General features: G+C 44.5%; 16 protein-coding genes. 5 read left to right on the top strand and 11 right to left on the bottom strand.

Going from position 1 to position 19,887, the window contains the following annotated elements:
• Positions 1-35: 35 nt before the first annotated feature.
• The 10 genes from BLV33_RS26455 to BLV33_RS26410 all read right to left on the bottom strand — a co-directional run bounded on the left by BLV33_RS26455 (position 36) and on the right by BLV33_RS26410 (position 12,412).
• On the bottom strand, positions 36-812 hold the full coding sequence (locus BLV33_RS26455; RefSeq protein ID WP_090798512.1) for an alpha/beta hydrolase: 777 nt from the start codon (positions 810-812) through the stop codon (positions 36-38).
• 210 nt (positions 813-1,022) lie between these two features.
• Positions 1,023-2,540: a stalk domain-containing protein gene (locus BLV33_RS26450; protein WP_171909319.1), complete on the bottom strand. Its 1,518-nt coding sequence runs from the start codon at positions 2,538-2,540 to the stop codon at positions 1,023-1,025.
• 82 nt (positions 2,541-2,622) lie between these two features.
• The gene (locus BLV33_RS26445) at positions 2,623-4,260 is read right to left on the bottom strand and encodes a response regulator (RefSeq protein WP_090798511.1); all 1,638 of its coding nucleotides are present in this window, start codon (positions 4,258-4,260) and stop codon (positions 2,623-2,625) included.
• Positions 4,253-6,082, bottom strand: coding sequence for a sensor histidine kinase (locus tag BLV33_RS26440; protein ID WP_090798509.1), 1,830 nt, complete (start codon positions 6,080-6,082; stop codon positions 4,253-4,255). Before BLV33_RS26440 ends, BLV33_RS26445 begins: the two co-directional genes overlap by 8 nt.
• Positions 6,083-6,237: 155 nt before the next feature.
• Positions 6,238-6,942 carry an ABC transporter ATP-binding protein gene (locus tag BLV33_RS26435; RefSeq protein ID WP_090798507.1) on the bottom strand — a complete coding sequence of 235 codons (705 nt, stop codon included), beginning with the start codon at positions 6,940-6,942 and terminating at the stop codon, positions 6,238-6,240.
• Positions 6,939-7,724, bottom strand: coding sequence for an ABC transporter ATP-binding protein (locus tag BLV33_RS26430; RefSeq protein WP_090798505.1), 786 nt, complete (start codon positions 7,722-7,724; stop codon positions 6,939-6,941). The genes BLV33_RS26435 and BLV33_RS26430 overlap by 4 nt, the downstream gene beginning before the upstream one ends.
• Positions 7,724-9,013, bottom strand: a complete 1,290-nt coding sequence (locus BLV33_RS26425) for a branched-chain amino acid ABC transporter permease (protein ID WP_090799230.1) — start codon at positions 9,011-9,013, stop codon at positions 7,724-7,726. Before BLV33_RS26425 ends, BLV33_RS26430 begins: the two co-directional genes overlap by 1 nt.
• A 9-nt stretch (positions 9,014-9,022) precedes the next feature.
• The gene (locus BLV33_RS26420; protein ID WP_090798503.1) at positions 9,023-10,009 is read right to left on the bottom strand and encodes a branched-chain amino acid ABC transporter permease; all 987 of its coding nucleotides are present in this window, start codon (positions 10,007-10,009) and stop codon (positions 9,023-9,025) included.
• A 93-nt stretch (positions 10,010-10,102) separates the two neighbouring features.
• A complete protein-coding gene (locus tag BLV33_RS26415) occupies positions 10,103-11,320 on the bottom strand; it encodes a branched-chain amino acid ABC transporter substrate-binding protein (RefSeq protein ID WP_090798501.1) in 1,218 nt (405 codons plus the stop codon).
• 213 nt (positions 11,321-11,533) lie between these two features.
• A complete protein-coding gene (locus BLV33_RS26410; protein WP_090798499.1) occupies positions 11,534-12,412 on the bottom strand; it encodes a LysR family transcriptional regulator in 879 nt (292 codons plus the stop codon).
• Positions 12,413-12,578: 166 nt separating this feature from the next.
• Here BLV33_RS26410 and mmgD point away from each other — a divergent pair, with 166 nt between their 5' ends.
• The 5 genes from mmgD to BLV33_RS26385 all read left to right on the top strand — a co-directional run bounded on the left by mmgD (position 12,579) and on the right by BLV33_RS26385 (position 18,139).
• On the top strand, positions 12,579-13,688 hold the full coding sequence (gene mmgD / locus BLV33_RS26405; RefSeq protein WP_090798497.1) for a citrate synthase: 1,110 nt from the start codon (positions 12,579-12,581) through the stop codon (positions 13,686-13,688).
• A gap of 49 nt (positions 13,689-13,737) precedes the next feature.
• Complete coding sequence (locus BLV33_RS26400; protein WP_090798495.1) at positions 13,738-15,186, top strand: bifunctional 2-methylcitrate dehydratase/aconitate hydratase; 1,449 nt, start codon at positions 13,738-13,740, stop codon at positions 15,184-15,186.
• Positions 15,187-15,222: 36 nt separating this feature from the next.
• Positions 15,223-16,131 carry a methylisocitrate lyase gene (gene prpB / locus BLV33_RS26395; RefSeq protein ID WP_090798494.1) on the top strand — a complete coding sequence of 303 codons (909 nt, stop codon included), beginning with the start codon at positions 15,223-15,225 and terminating at the stop codon, positions 16,129-16,131.
• Between the two features lie 212 nt (positions 16,132-16,343).
• Positions 16,344-17,222 carry a pentapeptide repeat-containing protein gene (locus BLV33_RS26390; protein ID WP_090798492.1) on the top strand — a complete coding sequence of 293 codons (879 nt, stop codon included), beginning with the start codon at positions 16,344-16,346 and terminating at the stop codon, positions 17,220-17,222.
• 140 nt (positions 17,223-17,362) lie between these two features.
• Positions 17,363-18,139 (top strand): SGNH/GDSL hydrolase family protein, encoded by a 777-nt coding sequence (locus tag BLV33_RS26385; RefSeq protein ID WP_090798490.1) that lies wholly within the window; start codon positions 17,363-17,365, stop codon positions 18,137-18,139.
• An 87-nt stretch (positions 18,140-18,226) separates the two neighbouring features.
• On the opposite strand, the gene BLV33_RS26380 is transcribed toward BLV33_RS26385, so the two are convergent.
• Positions 18,227-19,831, bottom strand: a complete 1,605-nt coding sequence (locus BLV33_RS26380; protein ID WP_090798488.1) for an ABC transporter substrate-binding protein — start codon at positions 19,829-19,831, stop codon at positions 18,227-18,229.
• Between the last annotated feature and the right edge of the window lie 56 nt (positions 19,832-19,887).

The following is a 19,887-nucleotide window of genomic DNA, read 5'->3' as shown; positions in this document are numbered from 1 at the left end:
CGAAGGGGAAGCTTTTTGCTGGAAACTCATTAGGCTCATACTCGTCCTGGAAGCGGCAGCCAATTCAGCACACTTTGGATTTTGCGGTCCCAATAGCCCCAATCGTGTCCGCCAGGTTCCTCTTCGTACGTCAGGTCCATATTGAGTTTTCTCGCATGATCGAGAAATCGTTGATTAGCGGAATATAGAAAATCTTCCGTACCGCAGCATTGATACAGCTTAGGCACAAGAGCTCCAGAGCGGACAGCTTGTTCGGCCAGGAAGAATAGATCCTCCGCACTGCCCCGCACCTCATCGACACTGCCGAAAATTTGATCTAACTCCGACCGATTCATGAAATCGAGAGCGGTTGCGTCGAGTGCGCCCGACAGGCTGGCTACAGCGGCAAAACGGTCCGGGCAGCGAAGGCCCAGCTTGAACGCGCCGTACCCTCCCATAGACAGACCGGAAGCAAAGTTGTCCTCCCGCCGATCGGACAGCGGAAAAAACGACTGAGCTATACGAGGCAGCTCCTCGCTGACGAACGTCCAGTAATTGTTGCCGATCTTCATATCGGTGTAAAAACTTCGATGAACAGCCGGCATGACGACGGCCAGTCCAAGCGAGGCGACATACCGCTCGATGGACGTGCGCCGCAGCCAGATCGTATGGTCGTCAGACAACCCGTGGAGCAAGTACAGGGTCGGATGCTTGCCCGATCCCCCTGTGCCTTTCATCCCGATTTGTCCCTGTGTCGATTGCGGCAGAATCACCATCATCGAGGTGGAAAGTCCAAGAGTTTCCGAAAAAAAATCGCATTGAATAAGCGCCAACTTTTACCCACTCCCTTCATAAAATCGATTATACCTTACACCGCTCGGGGGTACCATAAAAAAAGGGGTACTAGCGTCACATGACTCTATTGTTTCCAAGGGTAAAAGGAGCCTATTTATAATGATCAATTAACAATGGAAGAAAAATAAAAACTAAGCTGTATATTCTCCAGCTTAGCTTTTACATCAAAATATTTTAGAACAGAAATCTTAATTCAGAGAGATCGCATGTGCAGTTTGATCCCAACCCACCTTTGCACCAAACGCTTCAGTGATGAATCTTAGCGGCACCATCGTGCTGTTTACACTGGAAAAATGCCTAATGATTTGAACAGGAACTTCCAACATCTTATCTTCTCCGTTTAGTGTGGCCTTTCTGCTATCCACCGTCAACGTAATTTTCGTAATTCCTTTGGAAAGGGTTGCGACTTTTTTACTGGAATCCCACGTTAGATCCGCCCCGTATATTCCCGTGATATCTTTTATCGGGACCATGGTATTACCGTCCAGAATAACAGCAGGTTGTGAAAATTTGATTGGCTTGTTGTTTATATTCACCTTTACTTCGGGCACTCCGGTTACTATTGCTAGACTATCGTTGGCTTGCCAGGAACGAAGCGGAACATAAATCGCATGCTTCAGAACTACCTGCTGGCCTTCTTTGCTCAGAATAAATTTCAGAAACTCTTCGATTACAGGCGATAATGCCTTATCCGGGTTCTTATTGGTATTAAAATAGATTAAGCGGCTTAAAGGATATTTAGCACTCACTACATTCTCATAAGTCGGCGCATAATAGGGGCCAGCTTCACTTTCACCCAAAGCGAGCATTTTCACCGGCTTATCGATATAGGCCATCCCCGAGTATCCCAAGCCATAAGGATCCTCCGACACACGCCCCGCGACAGGAAATACCACTTTATCAAACTTGATTCCTTCGCCCCATTCACCGCGCTGTCCGTCCCTGCTTAAAATTCTTTGGCGAATAAATTCTTCAAACCCGTTCCAAGGCTGAATGCCATAAAGATGAATAGGCTTGTCTGCCCAATCGCCGGTCAGCCCTAGTTGTCCCCATGTCTTGATAGGATCTCCGCCGCGAAGATGGGTGGATGAAAACATGGCATCGATTTGATCGAGCGTCAATTTCTGCAGCGGATTATCCTTATGGACAAAGAATCCCATGCTGTCCAGAAAACCAAAATGACGGTAGGAGGCTCCGGAAATGGGCACGGACAACGGATCATATCCGTACTTTGTTTTAAAATCGTTAACGTCATCCGGTTTAAGTTCCCTGGATACAAATACGAAATCAACCGTTTCCTTCATCAGCTCTTTGGCACCCAAACTGCCTGCATAGGGCGGCACAATTTCCAAGTTCACTTTCGGATAGTATTTTTTAAATTCATCGATCCAAACGTTTACCAAGCTCGGCAGTACGTCCGACGACGCACCCTTGAAACTCCCTGAAATTTCGATATCTTTTCTTGGTTTATAAGACTGCAGTGACGAGTCCAAAGCAGGCTGAAGAATTTCCGGAGTCGGCAAAGGACGGCCATTTTTTTTATTAAACGCATCCTGCTCCTCGGTTTGTTTTACGTTTGTGGGAAGAGTAGGAAGGTTCCATTCCACTGTTCCGGAGTCATCCGCCCTTGCATTCGTTGCAAAACTGCTTAATATTGCTGTTGATGCGATGGCTGCAACCATCAATCTTTTAAATACAATGTTCATACTCTAGCTCCCTTCTTTAAGTAACTTGCATGAACATTGTAATTATTTTGAATGCGTTTTCATATACATATTTTTGTTATTTTTATTTCTGTTTTTGTTCATTCAAATCTATGTCTTGCTTATAATCGCTGGGCGTCTTTCCCGTTACTCTTTTAAACAGCGTGCTGAAATGAGCCTGGTTGGGATAACCTACTTTTTCTCCTATTTGATAAATTTTCATCCCGCTCGAAAGCATTTGTACGGCCTTCTCCATTCGAACACGAGTCAAATAATCGATAAATTTCTCGCCAGTTTCCTTCACAAACATTTTACTTAAATGGCTTTCACTGACTCCCGCCCACTCACTCACCAATGTTAATGAAATCGGATCGTTGTGATGGCGTTCGATGAATTTCCGTGCGCGTTCCACAAGTTTCGGAGCCTGTAAGGAGGTTTGCTTGGCAGGATCCAATACCTCATGAACCTTTGCAAATAACCGCTTAAACCATTCATGTACCTGGGACATGTATTCAAATTGTTCTAATCGATCATAGGGGGACATCTCATTTCCGCTGATATCCTGCCATGAAAACCCTTTCGTATAAAGCAGGATTCCCACCTCTCTGATCAGGGTTTTATAGAAATGAAACATATTTTCCACATTTACCATACCGAGTGACTTTAATTGGTCAAAAAGTTTATCGAACTCCTTCTCCCAATCAGCTGCCCCAATCTCCAACCGGTACAACAATTCGTTCTTGTTAAAATCGGGAACAACGGTTTCCAGCAGCTGCACGTCTCCGGCAAAATATACATTACCCAGCCCGAAATAAAAACGAAGAAGCGCCAGCTGATAGGCGGAGGAATAATTTTCAGCCCAAACTTTCATGCCGCTGCTTGAAGCAGAAACCCCGATACTTACTGAAATATTCATGTATTGTTTCAGATGGCTCCTGATCTTATTGACGGTTTCAATAAACTTATTTCTGGCCTGTTGAAAGCTGTTTACGTGTAAATTATCGAGCAAAAGTGCAAACTCACCCTGGCTGGCGGAAATCATAAGGGAATCCGGATAAACGGCTTCTACGACTTGGGCAACTGTCACTTGTATATACCTGGCTGTTTTTTTATCGAGGTTCGAGGACTCTTCGGAATAACTTTGATCCACAAGTAAGCACATGAATACTTGCTGAGAACGGTAGGAGCCTTCCAACCAGTCACTCATGCCTCCGGGGTTTTCCTGAATGGAGCTATCGTCAATCGAATCGTTCCTTAATAAGGAGGCGAGCATATCTTCTTTTGTCCTTTTTTGATGTTGTTGAGATTCCTTTCGTTGGCAGTCCATTTCTTCCCATTGTTTGATTCGCTCGGCTGCAGCCCTTTTTACGATCGGGGTAACATACGACTCAGCCAAATCCTCCTTGACGAGGTAATCGAAAGCTCCTAATTGAAAAGCCTGCCTGACATACGGATAGGCCGAATAAGCGCTGAGCATGATGACTAACGGGCTCAAATTGAGGTCCATCTCTTTTAGTTTGCCTAAAAATTGGATACCGTTCAGTTGGGGCATTTGCACATCGATAAGCACGATATCCGCGTTATTTTTTTCTATATACCTCAGGGCTTCACTCCCGTTGGATGCTTCGCTTACGATTTCACACCCAAGATCTTCCCAATTGATCATCTCACGCATCGCGATACGGAATAGAGGTTCATCATCCACAATCATTATCTTAAGCAAGATGTTTTCCCTCCTCGATTCGGAATCGTATCGGCTCTTGCAGCACCGGTAATTGCAATGTGATCGAGGTTCCCTCCCCGGGCTTGCTTTCTATATGCATACCATACTGCGGACCATAGTTTAAGTAGATTCGATCGTGAACATTACTTAGTCCAATGCCGTTAAACCTTTCATTTTTATGCTCCTGGGCAGCATCCTTCCTATCGCCTCCAGTCAATTCGGTAAATCCTATCCCATTATCCTTAATCTGAAAACGTATAAAGTCGGCACCCGCAAGTTCGCCGGTTATCTCGATTAGGCCCCTCTCCTCCGATTGTTGAATTCCATGAATAATCGAGTTTTCAACTATTGGCTGCAGCAGCAGTTTCAAAATATAAAAATTTTCAATGCGCGAGTCAATCTGGATGACAACGTCAAAGGTATCACCATAACGGATCTTCATTATAGTAAAATAATGCTCCAGCAATTCCATCTCTTCCCTGATGGTTATATACATGCCTCCACGGTTAAAGGAAGAAGACAATATTTTGGTTAAAGATTCGGTCATTTGTTGAATATGTTTGGCTTTGGAGATGATCGCCATCAGCTTAATCGTGTTTAACGTATTTAATAAAAAATGGGGATTTATCTGCGATTGAAGGGCGGTAATTTCGGCATCTTTTTTTTGCCTTTCTTTTTGCCCGATTTCTTCGATAAGCTCTTTTATTCGCAGCACCATTTCATTGAATGTTTTTCCTAACACATACACTTCAAACGGTCCCCGTTCTTCGATTTGAACCTCAAAATGTCCGGTCTTCATTACTTTCATCTGTCTTACAATAGCCAGCACCGGCCTTACAATACTTTTCATGATAAAATAAGAGACGAATAGGAAAGCAGCAATTCCGACCAACCCCACAACCAACGACTTTTGATTCACGGCGTTTATCTTTTTCATAAACCGGTCATACGGAATAATTCTGATATACTTCCAGCCCTGATTTGAAGTTAAATAGACGACAAAGACATCTTGACCATTTATATTCGTAATGTAATGGCCTGATGGATTCCTCTTCGCTTCGAGTAGACCATCATCCTCAAAACCTTTGTTTGCGAAGGACTGATTTCCCGAAACTAAAATGGAACCGCTTTCATTCAGAATAAGCAATTCTCCCGACTTGGAAACTTGAGATTGCAGATATTGCTGCAGTATGCTATCCGGAAAGACAAACAAAATCAATTCGATATCATCGTAAAACCGGCCATTCTTCCCGGGGGAAATGGAAGCAGTTATGGAAGTCCCGTCAAAACCCAGGTTTTCAGAAGCCTGCATATTTTTTTTATTCCCGAATAATCGAATTTTGTTGTTATTGGTTGCGATATATTTATACCATGTGGACTCCCGTACAACCTTCTCGTCCAATTCCATTTTTTGATTATAATAATACATACCGCTATCCTTATAAAAAAAAACGGCAGACACTGTATTGTCTTCATATTGATGAAAGTAGTTGGACAATTGTTGATCAAGGCTAGAAATGTTTTTATCAGTATCCTTCATGGTACGGGCCTTTAAGAGACTCGAGCTTACCTCATTGTCTTTAAGGATGGAATTAAGCGTTCTCATTATGCGTTCAGCTTCCGTATCTACGGAGGAGGACACTAATTCCAGCGTAGTTGTTGCACGGGAAGTGACTGTCTCAACCAATACCAGGTGATAGGATCGTGCTGCAATATAGGTTATGAGTAAAACGGGTACAACGATCATAAATAAAAAGGAAGCATACATAATTATGGCGATGCTCCATCGTTTATATTGAAAATAATCCCTATATTTTCTCATTAGATATAGATCCCCCTACTCATATCAAACATCAAGTAGTATCTAATATTCGTTAATAGGAATCAACATCCTTCTTCTCTTTCGACAAATGCTTTTTCCCGGATATTAAACTGTGCAGGATCATCTCGACTATGACATCGGCTTCAACATGTTCATTATGCCAGATACGCTTCTTTCACCTGATCATTCGAAAGCAGCATTTTGGCGTCATCACTCAAAATAATTTCACCGGTTTGAATGACATAACCGCGGCTCGCAATTTGCAGCGCTTGAAAGGCGTTTTGTTCCACAAGCAGGATCGTCATCCCATTGCGATTTAAATCTTGGATGATTTCAAAGATTTGATCAACGATGACGGGCGCAAGTCCCATCGATGGCTCATCAAGCAGCAATAATTTGGGGTTCATCATTAAAGCGCGAGCGATTGCAAGCATTTGCTGCTCTCCGCCGCTCATAGTGCCCCCTGCTTGTTGAAACCGTTCTTTTAAGCGCGGGAAATAGACGAACGACTGCTCTATTCTTTCTTTAATCAATCGTTTATCCTTAACCGAGAATGCCCCCATCTCCAGATTTTCCTTGACGGTAAGCCTCGGGAAAATACGCCGACCCTCCGGTACATGGGCAATGCCTTCCATTGCTGTAAGATGCGGCAGTTGAGCGGAGATGTTCTTTCCATTAAATATAATGGATCCCTTCGTTTTCACTTGGCCGCAAATGGATTTAAGTGTCGTGGATTTCCCTGCTCCATTTGACCCTATCAACGTGACAATTTCGCCCTCATTGACAGTCAATGTAATCCCCTTTAATGCATGAATGCCTCCATAAAAGGCCTCTACCTCTTGAAGCTTCAGCATGCTCATGAAATCACCTCTTGTTGTATAGCACTTTTTCCTAAATAAGCTTCAATAACCTTTGGATTAGAACGAATTTCCTTAGGCGAACCCACGGCAATTTTCTCGCCGTGATCCAGAACCAAAATGTGCTCGGCAAGCTCCATTACGAGCTTCATATCATGTTCGATTAAAATAATACATATCCCCAGTTCTTGTTGGATTTGTTTAATCAGTCCGGTCAATTCAACTGTTTCCCGTGGATTCATTCCTGCTGCCGGTTCGTCAAGCAGCAGCACCTTCGGTTTGGTTGCAAGGGCTCTGGCGATTTCCAAACGTCTTTGGGCACCGTATGGAAGACTGTTTGCTTCCGCGTTAAGATGCGTTTCCAAGCCTACAAATTGCAATAGCCGGTAAGCCTCTTCCATCCCTTTCTGTTCCTCGTGCCGGACATGCGGCAGATTAAGAAGTGTGCCGAATATTCCCGATTTCAAATGAATATGCATGCCGACCATTACATTCTCCAGCACGGTCATGCTTCCAAACAACCTGATATTTTGAAAAGTTCGGGCAATGCCGAGCTCCGTAATCCGATCTGGCTTGACATTCACTATGGACCTGCCATCCAGCTTGATTTCACCCTCATCCGGTTTATAAATACCGGTAATCATATTAAAGAAGGTCGTTTTACCTGCACCATTCGGTCCAATGACGGCAGCAATTTTCTCCTTCTGAAATTCAAAATTAATCCCGTTTACAGCAACCAAACCACCAAAGCGTTTAACTGCATGCTGAACGCTTAAAACAGTCATTAGAGGACTCCTCCTTTTTGCTGGTTTACGTTTTGAAGCGAGGCAGCATTTGGTGAAGAACTTTCTTTGATAAGCTGTTCATTCACTTGGCGATTTTTTGCGACGATCAAGCCATTTGGCTTAAACACAGCAACTAGAATCAGAATAATTCCAAATATGAAGCGCTGCATTTTAGACGGGGATAATGCGCTGGGAATTTGAACTACACCTTGCATCGACAATTGGTTTAACCAGTTGGTGAATTCAGTTAATACCTGCAGATTAAGAATGGTGACAAGCGCAGCTCCAAGAATAACTCCAGGTACACTTCCCATTCCACCCAAAACGACCATAACCAGAATCGTAATTGACTCGAGCAGCGTAAAACTGGAAGGGTCAATGAAAGTTTGCTTGGCTGCGAAGACGACACCCATCATCCCAGAGAATGAAGCGCCAATAGCAAATGCGGTTAATTTGGTGCGAATTAAGGGAATGCCCATGGATTGTGCGGCTATTTCGTTCTCCCGAACCGCTTTCCAGGAACGACCCAGTCGAGAATGCTCCAATCGTCTAACTGCGAAAATAACAATCGCCAATATAGCAATGACAATAAAATAAAATTGATACGGGTGTGTAAATTCAAAACCGAATAAATTCGGAGGCTTTATGGAGGAAATCCCCATGGCACCGTTTGTAATATTGATCGGTTTTTCCAAGTTGTTAAATATGATCCGAATAATTTCTCCAAATCCCAGCGTCACGATTGCCAAATAATCTCCCTTAACTCTAAGAACAGGTAAACCTAGCAGAATGCCAAATAGTGCAGCAATAAAACCGCCAATCAGAAGAAAAATCCAGAATGTGGAGCCAGAAAGAGGAAACAAGTGTCCAGGTATGAAGTTGTTCGCTTGAGCGGTGGAAAAAATTCCATACGTATAAGCTCCAAGCGCAAAGAAAGCAACGAATCCTAAATCCAACAGTCCAGCGAAACCAACAACAATATTAAGCCCGAGTGCCATTGCGATGTAAATGCCGCTCTGTGTAGCGACTTCCATATAGGAGTTATAGGATGGTCCTCCAGATGTTGCGAACGGAATAATCAAGATGAGCAAAATACCGCCGATGAACCATTTGACTCTATTGGAAAATGAAGTATAGTAAAGCATCAACAGAGAAGCCAGTAATAATAAAAATGCGACAACCGATTTAGCCATCAAATAGACGCTTAGTGCCGTGACCGCGACAAAGAGAACAAATATCAGGGCTTGAATTTTCGTGTTTTGCATGTATGCCTGTCTTATTTTATGCATCGCAATCACCTACACTTTCTCTTTAACGGCTTTTCCGAACAGACCCTCAGGTTTGAAAATCAACACTATAATTAGAATCATGAACGAAAATACATCTTTATACTCCGCGCCAAAACTGCCGTTTGTCAGTAATCCGAGATTCGAAGAAGCGAACATTTCCAATAGCCCGATGACGAGTCCGCCGAACATGGCTCCACGAATATTGCCGATACCTCCAAGTACAGCGGCAGTAAAAGCTTTCAAACCAAGTATATAGCCAATAAACGGATCAATTGTACCGTATTGCTGCGCAAATAATACGCCTGTAGCTCCGCCTAATGCAGAACCGATGAAAAAGGTTAATACGATGACTTTATTAACATTAATAGACATGAGTGATGCCGTTTCACGATCTTGCGCAACCGCACGCATGGCTACTCCCCACTTGGTGCGATTTACGAACAAATCCAATCCGATCATCAGCAATACAGCCACCACGATGATAATGATCGTATTGATTTTCAATGAAGCGTCACCGAGAAAAGATCCAAGAGAAGAAGTGCCGATGGTGATATTCTTGTCATATAGCGTGATGGAACTTACGATATAGTTTCCTGTTCTTAACTCGGAAATAAAGCGGACAAGATCTTGAAGCACATAGGAAACCCCGATAGCGGAGATGAGCGAGATCAGCTTTGGCGCTTTTCGAAGAGGCCGATAAGCAATTCGTTCAATACCCACACCCATAACCCCCGTGAAAAGCATCGCGATAACCAGTATAAGAACGTAAGCTGCCCAACCTGGCATACTGTTAAGCCACCCGGTAGTATGAAACACATACAATACCGATGTACCAACAAATCCGCCGGTCATAAAGACTTCTCCATGAGCAAAATTGATGAGCTCAAGAATTCCGTATACCATGGTATAGCCTAGCGCGACGACCGCATAAATGGCACCTAAAGCAAGACCGTCGATCAATACCTGGGGGATTGTGTGCAGGATGTTTACAATCATAAATTACTCCTTTCGGGATTATAAATCATAAAGAGGTACGGCATAAAAACAAGCACATACCTCTTTATTGTAGGTTAATTCATGAAATTACGATTACTTGCTTACTTCGGATATCATAGTGCCCGGATATTTAGGACCATCGAATTTATAAATGAATACTTTGGCGTAAGTGTTATCACCTTTGCCGTCAAAGCTAACCTTCGTTGCTACACCTTGGAAATCTTTCGTGCTGCGTACCGCATCACGAACTTGTTCACGTGTAGCCACTTTTCCGCCATTTGCTTTTATCGCGGTTTTCAATCCATTTAAAATGACAGACATACAATCATAAGCATATGCCGAATAACCGTCAGGGCCCTTACCGAATTTTGTTTTGTATTGATCAGCCCATTTCTTTCCATCATCAGTTTTTGTAATATCTGCTGCGATAGAGCTGTACAAGGCATCCTTCACTTTGTCTCCGGCGACATCAACCAGACCTTGAGAGTCAAGAGCGTCTCCACCCATGACTGGAACCATAATTCCTTTGTCACGCGCTTGTTTAATGATCAGGCCAGCCTCGCCATATAACCCTCCGAAAAAGATGAAGTCAGGTTTTTTGCTAAGCGCAATGTTCAGCACCCCGTTGAAATCTTTCTCTCCTACTGTAATGCCCTCATAACCAGCTATTGTGGCACCCAGCTTCGTAGCTGCGTCTTTAAAGGCTTCTGCCAAACCTTGTCCATATGCCGTTTTGTCTTGAATGACAAAAATATTTTTGGCTTTCACCGTTTTCACAGCGTAATCCGCTGCGGCAGGACCCTGAAAATCATCACGCGCAACAATTCGGTTCACCACTTTCAAATTACGGTCTGTGACTTGGTTTGCTGTATTGGAAGGAGATACCATCACAATATTGTTTTTCTCATAAACAACGGAAGAAGGAATGGCGACTCCTGAGTTCATGTGTCCGACTACTGCAAGAATGGACTGATCAGCACTTAATAATTCTGCATTGGCAACCCCTTTTTTCGCATCTCCTTGATCATCATAAGGAACAAGCTGTAAATCGAAACCAAGTTTTTCAAACTCAGCCTTATTAGCTTCCATAGACATTTGAGCGCCGAGTTTAATAGCTTCCCCCTGAACAGAGCTTCCTCCTGACAAAGGTGATTGTGTAGCAATTTTAATAACGGTTTTTGTGGCTGCTGCAGCGGTTGATTTTGCTGTAGCTGTTGAGCCAGAGGTCGTAGTCGAGCCTCCGCTTCCGCACCCTGCCAACAAACCCAATGCAAGAACTGAGGAAATAATTGCTGTTTTTTTCAATTTCATGTAATAATCCTCCCTAATAATGTTATGTATTATAACAACTACTATCTATATTAACATATAATATACACTCAATCCCATATTATTGTAAATGTATTTGTTTCCAAGTGCATTAATGTCATGTAATCTAACATTTGTACCCATTTTATTCCATAAGAAAAAGAAGCTGCCGCTAAGCAAGCTCCTCAAATTTCTTTCCTAAATTTTTGATTAACATTAATTGCCTATTTTATGTATCATGTCCAGGAACGATCGCAGCACCTGCGTCTCCTTATTTTTTCTCCAAATAAAGCCCATCTCCAGACTCGCATCTACCCCTTCGAGCTCGCGATAAACAACCCCATTGTTTTGTTGTTCCCGAAAAGATGCAGGCACAAGTGAAATGCCTATACCCGCTGAAACAAATGCGACAATCGTCAATATTTCGGGTGCCTCCAATGCAATTTGGGGATAGTATCCCGATTGATGACAGATATGAATGACAGTGTCATAATAACTCGCCCCATTTCGTCGTGATGTGATAATAAAGGGTTCATTGGCAAGATCTTCTACACGTAAGGTTGTCCTGCTGGACAAAGGATGCGATTGAGGAAGAACGACTACCAATGGTTCATGCTGAATAATCTGATTAATCAAGTAAGGACTTTGTACCTGGGAGCGAATCACACCCAGATGAATGCTGCCTTCATGAAGAGCCTGTAGTTGATTTTCCGTCTTCATTTGATGAAGCACCAGATGAACGGATGGGAATAAGGTCCGATATTTCTGCACCCAAGGAACAATGTTATAGGTTGTTGACCCTACAAATGCAATTTCCAATCTGCCGGCAGCACCTTGGTGCGCTCTTTCTGCAGCTATCTGAGCCTTCTCTGTACGGGTCAAGATTAAACGTGCCTCTTCCAAATAAACTTTTCCAGCTTCAGTCAGTTCTACGCGGTGCTTATTTCGCAAGAGTAACGGGAAGCCCAATTCAACCTCCAACTGACGAATTTGTTGGCTTAATGGAGGCTGTGAAATATTCAGACGTGAAGCGGCCCTGCCAAAATGAAGTTCCTCTGCAACCGTAATAAAGTATCGCAAATGTCGTAATTCCATAGTCCCATCACCCCAAACAACACATAGATTCAATCAATATGAGTATAGTATGTTTTGCTCTACCTGTCATACTTCAAACCTATCACCAAGTTCATCATGGGTATTAGACGCCCAAAGTTATTGGAGATATACTTAATAATATGTATGAAAAAGGAGGAGTAAAACGATGGACCCTCGTTATGTCCCCGGTCTTGAAAACGTTATCGCCAGTGAAACGAACTTATCTTTCCTTGATGTCGAGCATGAAGAAATCGTTGTGCGCGGCTATGAATTGATTGAGCTTGCAAATAAGGTCTCATATCTGGATATTATTTGGCTCTTGCTGGCCGGAAATCTACCGACGACAAAGGAACGCAAGACCTTGGAAGAAGCATTGAGGTCGGAGTATGTCTTCCCTCAAGAGATTCTATCGATTTTACAATTACTCCCCAAACAGGCAAATATGATGGATGTTCTCCGGACAGGTATTTCCGCTCTTGCGAGTTTTGATGATGATCTAGAAGATCGTTCCCATGACGCAAATTATCGAAAAGCGATTCGTCTTCTCGCCAAAGTGCCGCAAATTGTTGCGAATGGTTATCACGTTCTAAGGGATGAGCCCGTGGTGCAACCAAGCCATGATCTTTCGTACAGCGCGAATTTTCTTTATATGATTACGGGAAAAGTTCCTGCCAAAATGGAAGAGGAAGTGTTTGACCAGTCATTAATCGCCTACAGCGAGCATGAAATGCCTAACTCTACATTTGCAGCACGCGTTATCGCTTCGACGCAATCCGATATGTATGGCGCGTTAACTGGTGCAGTCGCTTCCCTTAAGGGGACTCTGCACGGGGGTGCCAATGAAGCAGTTATGAAGATGCTCCTTGAAGCAGGAGATGCAAGTAAAATCGAGCAGCACATGATGAATAAACTAGCCAAGAAAGAACGGATCATGGGTTTTGGGCATCGTGTTTATATGAAAAAGATGGATCCCCGTGCGCTGCTTATGAAAGAGGCGTTGGCTAAGCTGGCAAAAGAAAAAGACCGAATTGAATTATACAATATTTGTGTGATTGGCGAAGAGTTGATGAAGCGTGAGAAAATGCTTTTTCCGAATCTGGACTACTACGCCGCACCCGTTTATTATTTACTCGGAATTCCCATCGATTTGTTTACTCCTGTCTTCTTTGCAGCTCGTATAGTTGGCATTGCCGCACATGTTATGGAGCAGCATGAGAACAATCGTCTGTTCAGACCTCGGGTTATTTATACGGGACCGCGTGATCTGCATCCTTAACAATTGGAAATGATCCCATCCACATTTATGAAGAGAAAGGAAAGTTAAAATGAGCTCTGTGCATCACTCAGTCACGAATAAACAAGAATTTGACCCGCTGATTGTCGAGATTGCGGATTATGTGCTGGATTATAAGCTTGATAGTGAAGAGGCGTATCGCATTGCCCAACATGTTCTGATCGACTCATTGGGAACAGGTCTTCTGGCGCTTCGTTTTCCGGAATGCACCAAGCTACTAGGTCCAATCGTTCCGGGTGCAACGCTTCCTGGTGGAGCTCGGGTGCCAGGTACAAGCTACGAGCTTGATCCTGTGCAGGCGGCATTTAATATTGGAACGATGATCCGCTGGTTGGACTTTAATGATACCTGGCTTGCCGCCGAGTGGGGACATCCTTCGGATAACCTGGGCGGTATTCTGGCTGCAGCCGACTATTTAAGCCGCGTCCGAATATCGGAGGGCAAAGCCCCCTTGAAAATGATCGACGTTCTAACTGCTGCGATAAAAGCTCATGAAATCCAGGGTGTTTTGGCACTTAAAAACAGTTTGAACCAGGTTGGACTTGATCATGTTCATTTGGTAAAGGTCGCCTCAACAGCTGTTGTGACAGCGATATTAGGTGGCAGGAAAGAGGAAGTGCAGAATGCTGTCTCTAATGCATGGATAGACGGTGCAAGCTTGAGAACCTACCGTCAAGCCCCTAATGCAGGCTCGCGCAAGTCATGGGCTGCCGGAGACGCGACAAGTCGAGCTGTAAAGCTGGCACTGATGGCGTTAAATGGCGAAATGGGCTATAGATCGGCTTTGTCGGCAAACATGTGGGGCGTTGAGGCTGTGCTGTTCAAAGGCAAGAAATTGGAGCTTGGGCGTCCGTTTGGCTCCTATGTGATGGAAAACATTCTCTTTAAAATATCATTTCCAGCTGAGTTTCACGCTCAAACGGCGGTCGAATGCGCATTTGACTTACATGAGCTTGTCAAATATCGGCTGGATGACATCCAACAAATCACATTGACGACTCATCAATCCGCCATTCGGATCATTGACAAGAAAGGGCAGCTTCACAATCCTGCCGACAGGGATCATTGCCTCCAATACATGGTCGCCATAGGCCTGATTTTCGGAAATCTGCAAGCTGAGCACTATGAGGATGATGTGGCTGCGGACCCCAGAATCGATGCCATACGCGACAAGATGGTCGTCATCGAGGATGAGCAATACAGCAAAGACTACCTTGATCCTGACAAGCGCTCCATTGCCAACGCGATTCAAGTAGAATTCAAGGACGGGACAAAGTCGAATAAGATCATTTGCGAATACCCGATCGGTCATCGAAGACGGCGCAATGATGGCTTGCCGAAAGTATGGGAGAAGTTCGAAAGCAATTTACTGACCAGATTCCCAAGAAAAAAGACGGCTGACATTCTGGACATTTCCCACGATTATGATCGTCTCGTTGAAATGCCGGTATCGGATTACTTAAAATTGTTTGTCATCTAAAAAAGAGTGCATCTGCAGTGTTAAATGGAGGTAACTATGACCTGGTTAATAGAAGAAGAACCTGATCAAAAACAGTTGGCTGCCGAGTTTCGGAGGCTTGTAACGTCCGGATCCATTGTGAAAATCCCCGGAGCACATGATGGGATGGCTGCAAGAGTTGCCAAGCAATTCGATTTCAAAGCCTTATATTTGTCGGGTGCAGCTTATACCGCAAGCCGCGGATTGCCTGATTTGGGATTGATTTACTCCAATGAAGTGGCTGAGCGTGCCCGTGAGCTTGTTCGGTCATCTTGCCTGCCTGTGCTTGTAGATATCGACACGGGTTACGGAGGAGTCTTGAACGTTGCCAGAACGGCAAAAGAAATGGTTGAGGCCAAGGTAGCAGCCGTGCAGATTGAAGACCAGGAATTGCCGAAAAAGTGCGGTCATCTGAATGGAAAAAACCTTGTATCCGCAGAAGAAATGGCACAAAAAATAAGTACGATCAAGGAAATCAGTCCGACCCTGTTTGTAGTTGCACGCACCGATGCAAAAAGTGTTGAGGGAATCGATGCGGCGATCAAAAGAGCCAAGCAATATCTGGCCGCAGGTGCCGATGGCATTTTCCCGGAAGCACTTGAAAATGAAGAGGAATTCAAACAATTCACCGATGCTGTCCAATGTCCGATGCTCGCCAATATGACAGAGTTCGGCCGAACGCCTTATTATACGGCTGAACAGTTCGAATCCTGGGGCTTCAGCATGGTGATTTATCCCGTTACTTCGCTGCGCGTTGCCGCAAAAGCCTACGAGCGGGTTTTTGCGGAAATCAGCCAAACAGGAACACAAGTCAACTCTCTGGAAGACATGCAAACCCGCAAAGAACTGTATGAAACCATTCGTTATTACGATTACGAAGCATTGGATAGTAAAATTGCAAAAACTATACTTCCCACAAACAAATAGAGTGTAAATTTAAAGGACCCCCTGTTACAAGAACAGGTGATCCTTTTTTTGCTGTAGAACGTAGGAGCTTGACGATTAGAATTTTTAGCAGTTTCTATTGCTTTTGCAATGGGGATCCGAAATTATTAACTTTCTTATGTGGTAAAATAAAAAGCGATCAGTTCAAAAAACACTGATCGCTTTTATTGATTTGATGCGGAAGGAGTCCACACATGTCTGAGAATCACGAAAATTCAGAAGCATACCCCGACAAGAGTCGCCTTAGTTTGCGAGCTGACTGCGAGAACTGCTTCGGCCTATGCTGTGTCGCGCTGCCGTTCGCAGCTTCGGCAGACTTCGCGATCGACAAAGGCGCTGGCCAGTCCTGCCACAACCTGCAATCAGACTTCCGCTGCGGCGTTCACAATAGCCTTAGGCAACTGGGCTTTCGAGGCTGCACGGTTTATGACTGCTTCGGCGCGGGGCAAAAGGTTGCCCAAGTCACCTTCGGCGGACACGACTGGCGGCAATTCCCAGGAACTGCGAAGCAAATGTTCGAGGTGTTCCCAATTATGAGGCAGCTTCATGAGCTGCTCTGGTATTTGACCGAAGCGATGACGCTGCCATCGGCCCATCCGGTCCACGGTGAGCTCAGCTTGGCGCTCGATGAGACGGAACGGCTCACTCGCCTCAGTCCCGACTCACTCATGGAACTGGACGTGGCAGCACACCGAGCAGATGTCAATGCTCTGCACCTACGGACCAGCGAGCTTGTGCGAGCCGAAGCCCGCCGCAAGCTGAAGAACCCTCCGAGACGTCAGAGGACCTTTGGCCGAGGAGTCGATCTCATCGGGGCCAATCTCAGAGGAGCCGACCTAAGATGCGCCAACTTGAGAGGCGCCTACCTTATTGCCGCTGACCTCAGCGGTGCCGATCTGAGATTGGCTGACCTCATAGGGGCTGATTTCCGGGACACTGACCTCAGCGGTGCCGACCTCACCGGGAGCATCTTTCTCACCCAAGCCCAGCTTAACGCGGCGAAGGGCGATGCTGACACCAAGCTGCCGACGTCGCTCTCTCGACCAACGCACTGGTCCACCTCCGGAACATAAGCGTTCTATCATATGTTAAAAATAGGACTAGAAAGGCATAGATCGACATCGGATAATGACATATTCTTCCACGATAAAATGTTAAGATCAAATGGCGCGTCCCAAAAGGGAAATCTATTAATCTCAATTAGGAGGAAGATATGAAATCAAAAAAGTTGTTGAGTGTACTTTTGGTTGGTTTGCTTTTGTCTATGTTATTTTCTCAGGCGGTCTTTGCAAAAAGCCAAAAATCTTTAGTGGCACTAGGTGATTCCATTACCTTCGGCTGGAATTTATCTCCCACAAATGATAGACCTTCTGACCAAGCATTCCCGTCTTTGATTGCAAATAGCGAGGATGACTACCAAGTGAGCAATCTAGCCGTCGGGGGAGCTAAATCTGGGGATTTGCTGGCCTTATTGAAAACGAAAGGCTACCGCGATGCACTTGCTCATGCAAACGTCATTACGCTGGAAATAGGAAGCAATGACTTTCTTCAGGGGACTAAGCCGATCATTGAAAAACTGATCAGCATTCCCGGTTATACACCCACTTTGGCAGATATGCAGGTGATTGGTCTAATTACACAACAATACGGCATGAACTTGACAGCCATTATCAGCGAAATTCGCTCGGTTACCAAAGCGCCAATTATTCTCTATAATATCTACAATCCGTTTTATGGCTTAGATCTGCAGGCAGGCGCATTGCTCGCTTTACCAAATATGATCATCAAATCGTATGACAGCGATCCAAGCATTGTCGTCGCTGATGCGTTCTCAGCTTTTGCCGGAAAACAAAACATCTTGGTGATCCCATACGATGTTCATCCAACTATCGATGGTCATTATGTACTTGCAAAACTGGGCTTACAAGCTTTAGAAACTTTAGATACAAAAAATGAAAAAGACAAAGACAAAGAAAAAGCTGCACACTGAAATACAAAACATAGAAAAAAACTGCCGAAAAAGTCCTTTGGACTTTCTCGACAGCCTGAGTCCCCCAAATGGGGGCTTCTTTGTTCATCATTTCCCTTTTTTCGGTTTCATGTCGACCTCGTAATAATTAACCTGTGAAATCGGGTTAACATTTACATTGGTGACATAATCATAACTCGGCCAAATGGTGTGTGCGGAATAATACGGCAAGTAAGGCATATCCGTCAAGGCAATTTTCTGCACTTCCGCGTATAACTGCTTTCTTTTGTCAGGATTTACTTCGGAACGTGCCGCTTCCAATTTGGCTGTCAGATCCGGATTATTGTACCTTGCTCCGTTAAGACCTTTGGGCACTATGTTAGATGGGTGCAGGTAGCTGAAAAGAATTGTATCTGGATTGATTGCAGGCAGCAGTCTTGAAGATATTTCAAATTCGCCGCTATTTCTCCGCTTGTTATACGTTGGCGAATCCACAAGTTCAAATTGCAGGGTGATGCCCACTTTTTTCAGATACTCTTGGACCAACTGCAGATCTTCGGTTATGCCTGATGACGATGTCGTAAGCTGATGGATGGTAAAGCCGTTCGGCAAGCCCGCTTCAGCAAGCAGCTGCTTCGCTTTTTCCGGATTGAAATCATACTTTGGAACATCGGCTGTATATACATCCATCCACTTGGGCAGCAAGTTAATGGTCGGCGATTCCAACAGCGGATAAGTTGTCTTGATAATTGTTGGCCAATCGATTGCGTACGCATAAGCCTGTCTTACCTTAACGTTATCGAGAGGCTTGACGGACGTGTTGAATACCATGACATTAACAGCCCTGTCTTGACGGGTATTCATAAGAAAACCGGCCTTTTGCAGTCTTTGAACCGTTTCCGTACGATCAATTCGCATGGCCAAATCGACTTCACCGTTCTGCAGCGCAATACCGGCTGTGTCATCATCCTTGATGATGGTGAAAATGATTTTGCTTAGCGGCGCAGGTCCTTTGAAATAGTCGGCATGGCGCGCAAGCACGATTTCTTGATTCGGCTTTAAGCTTTCCAATTCAAAGGGACCAGTGCCGACAGGATTCCATTTGTATTGGTCTCCAAACTTTTCTACGGCTTCCTTTTTAACAATTTGTCCCTGGTGATAGTTGGCGACGATATGAGGAAAATTGCCGTCCACTGTCTTCAGCTTATACACGACTGTATAATTATCGGGGGCTTCGACCGATGCAATGTTGCCGAAGTCGTTTGCGTATGGTGATGCTGTTTTCGGATCAATGATACGTTGGTATGAGTATATGACATCGGCAGCCGTCAGCTCGCCATATCCTTTTTGCCACTTGACCCCTTTACGCAAATGGAACGTCCATGTTTTATTGTCGCTCGATTCCCATTTATCCGCGAGATCGGGAACGATTGCACCTGTCTTTGAATCATACGACACCAAACCGCTATAAATATTGAAAGCGATATTTTCGTTTTCCGTTCGGAAAATGGAGGCAGGATCGTATCCGGCAAAATCGTCGTAAGTACGGACTTTCAGCACTTTGTCCGCAGCCTTCGCCGTACCCCCGGAATTTGCTGGACTGGCTGCAGAAGCATCTTGTTTGGAATTGCCGTTGTTGGAGCAAGCCGCGAAAATGAAAGCAACAGATAGAAGCAGTGCCAACAGGCGGGCAACTCTGAATCCTTTTATCATAGCATGATCCCTCTTCTTCTATTTATAAGTTTTTTAGTCCAACAAATCCGTTGAGC

The sequence above is a fragment of the Paenibacillus sp. GP183 genome (assembly GCF_900104695.1).
Lineage (GTDB): Bacteria > Bacillota > Bacilli > Paenibacillales > NBRC-103111 > Paenibacillus_AI.
This window is presented reverse-complemented; position numbering and strand designations above follow the sequence as displayed.

What these genes read in the sequence shown, in the direction of transcription:
- BLV33_RS26400 (WP_090798495.1), top strand. Translation starts at nt 13,738, where the DNA reads ATGAGCTCTGTGCATCACTCAGTCACGAATAAACAAGAATTTGACCCG.
- BLV33_RS26390 (WP_090798492.1), top strand. Translation starts at nt 16,344, where the DNA reads ATGTCTGAGAATCACGAAAATTCAGAAGCATACCCCGACAAGAGTCGC.
- BLV33_RS26425 (WP_090799230.1), bottom strand. Translation starts at nt 9,013, where the DNA reads ATGCATAAAATAAGACAGGCATACATGCAAAACACGAAAATTCAAGCC.
- BLV33_RS26440 (WP_090798509.1), bottom strand. Translation starts at nt 6,082, where the DNA reads ATGAGAAAATATAGGGATTATTTTCAATATAAACGATGGAGCATCGCC.
- BLV33_RS26380 (WP_090798488.1), bottom strand. Translation starts at nt 19,831, where the DNA reads ATGATAAAAGGATTCAGAGTTGCCCGCCTGTTGGCACTGCTTCTATCT.
- BLV33_RS26385 (WP_090798490.1), top strand. Translation starts at nt 17,363, where the DNA reads ATGAAATCAAAAAAGTTGTTGAGTGTACTTTTGGTTGGTTTGCTTTTG.
- BLV33_RS26415 (WP_090798501.1), bottom strand. Translation starts at nt 11,320, where the DNA reads ATGAAATTGAAAAAAACAGCAATTATTTCCTCAGTTCTTGCATTGGGT.
- BLV33_RS26450 (WP_171909319.1), bottom strand. Translation starts at nt 2,540, where the DNA reads ATGAACATTGTATTTAAAAGATTGATGGTTGCAGCCATCGCATCAACA.
- prpB (WP_090798494.1), top strand. Translation starts at nt 15,223, where the DNA reads ATGACCTGGTTAATAGAAGAAGAACCTGATCAAAAACAGTTGGCTGCC.
- BLV33_RS26420 (WP_090798503.1), bottom strand. Translation starts at nt 10,009, where the DNA reads ATGATTGTAAACATCCTGCACACAATCCCCCAGGTATTGATCGACGGT.
- mmgD (WP_090798497.1), top strand. Translation starts at nt 12,579, where the DNA reads ATGGACCCTCGTTATGTCCCCGGTCTTGAAAACGTTATCGCCAGTGAA.
- BLV33_RS26410 (WP_090798499.1), bottom strand. Translation starts at nt 12,412, where the DNA reads ATGGAATTACGACATTTGCGATACTTTATTACGGTTGCAGAGGAACTT.
- BLV33_RS26435 (WP_090798507.1), bottom strand. Translation starts at nt 6,942, where the DNA reads ATGAGCATGCTGAAGCTTCAAGAGGTAGAGGCCTTTTATGGAGGCATT.
- BLV33_RS26430 (WP_090798505.1), bottom strand. Translation starts at nt 7,724, where the DNA reads ATGACTGTTTTAAGCGTTCAGCATGCAGTTAAACGCTTTGGTGGTTTG.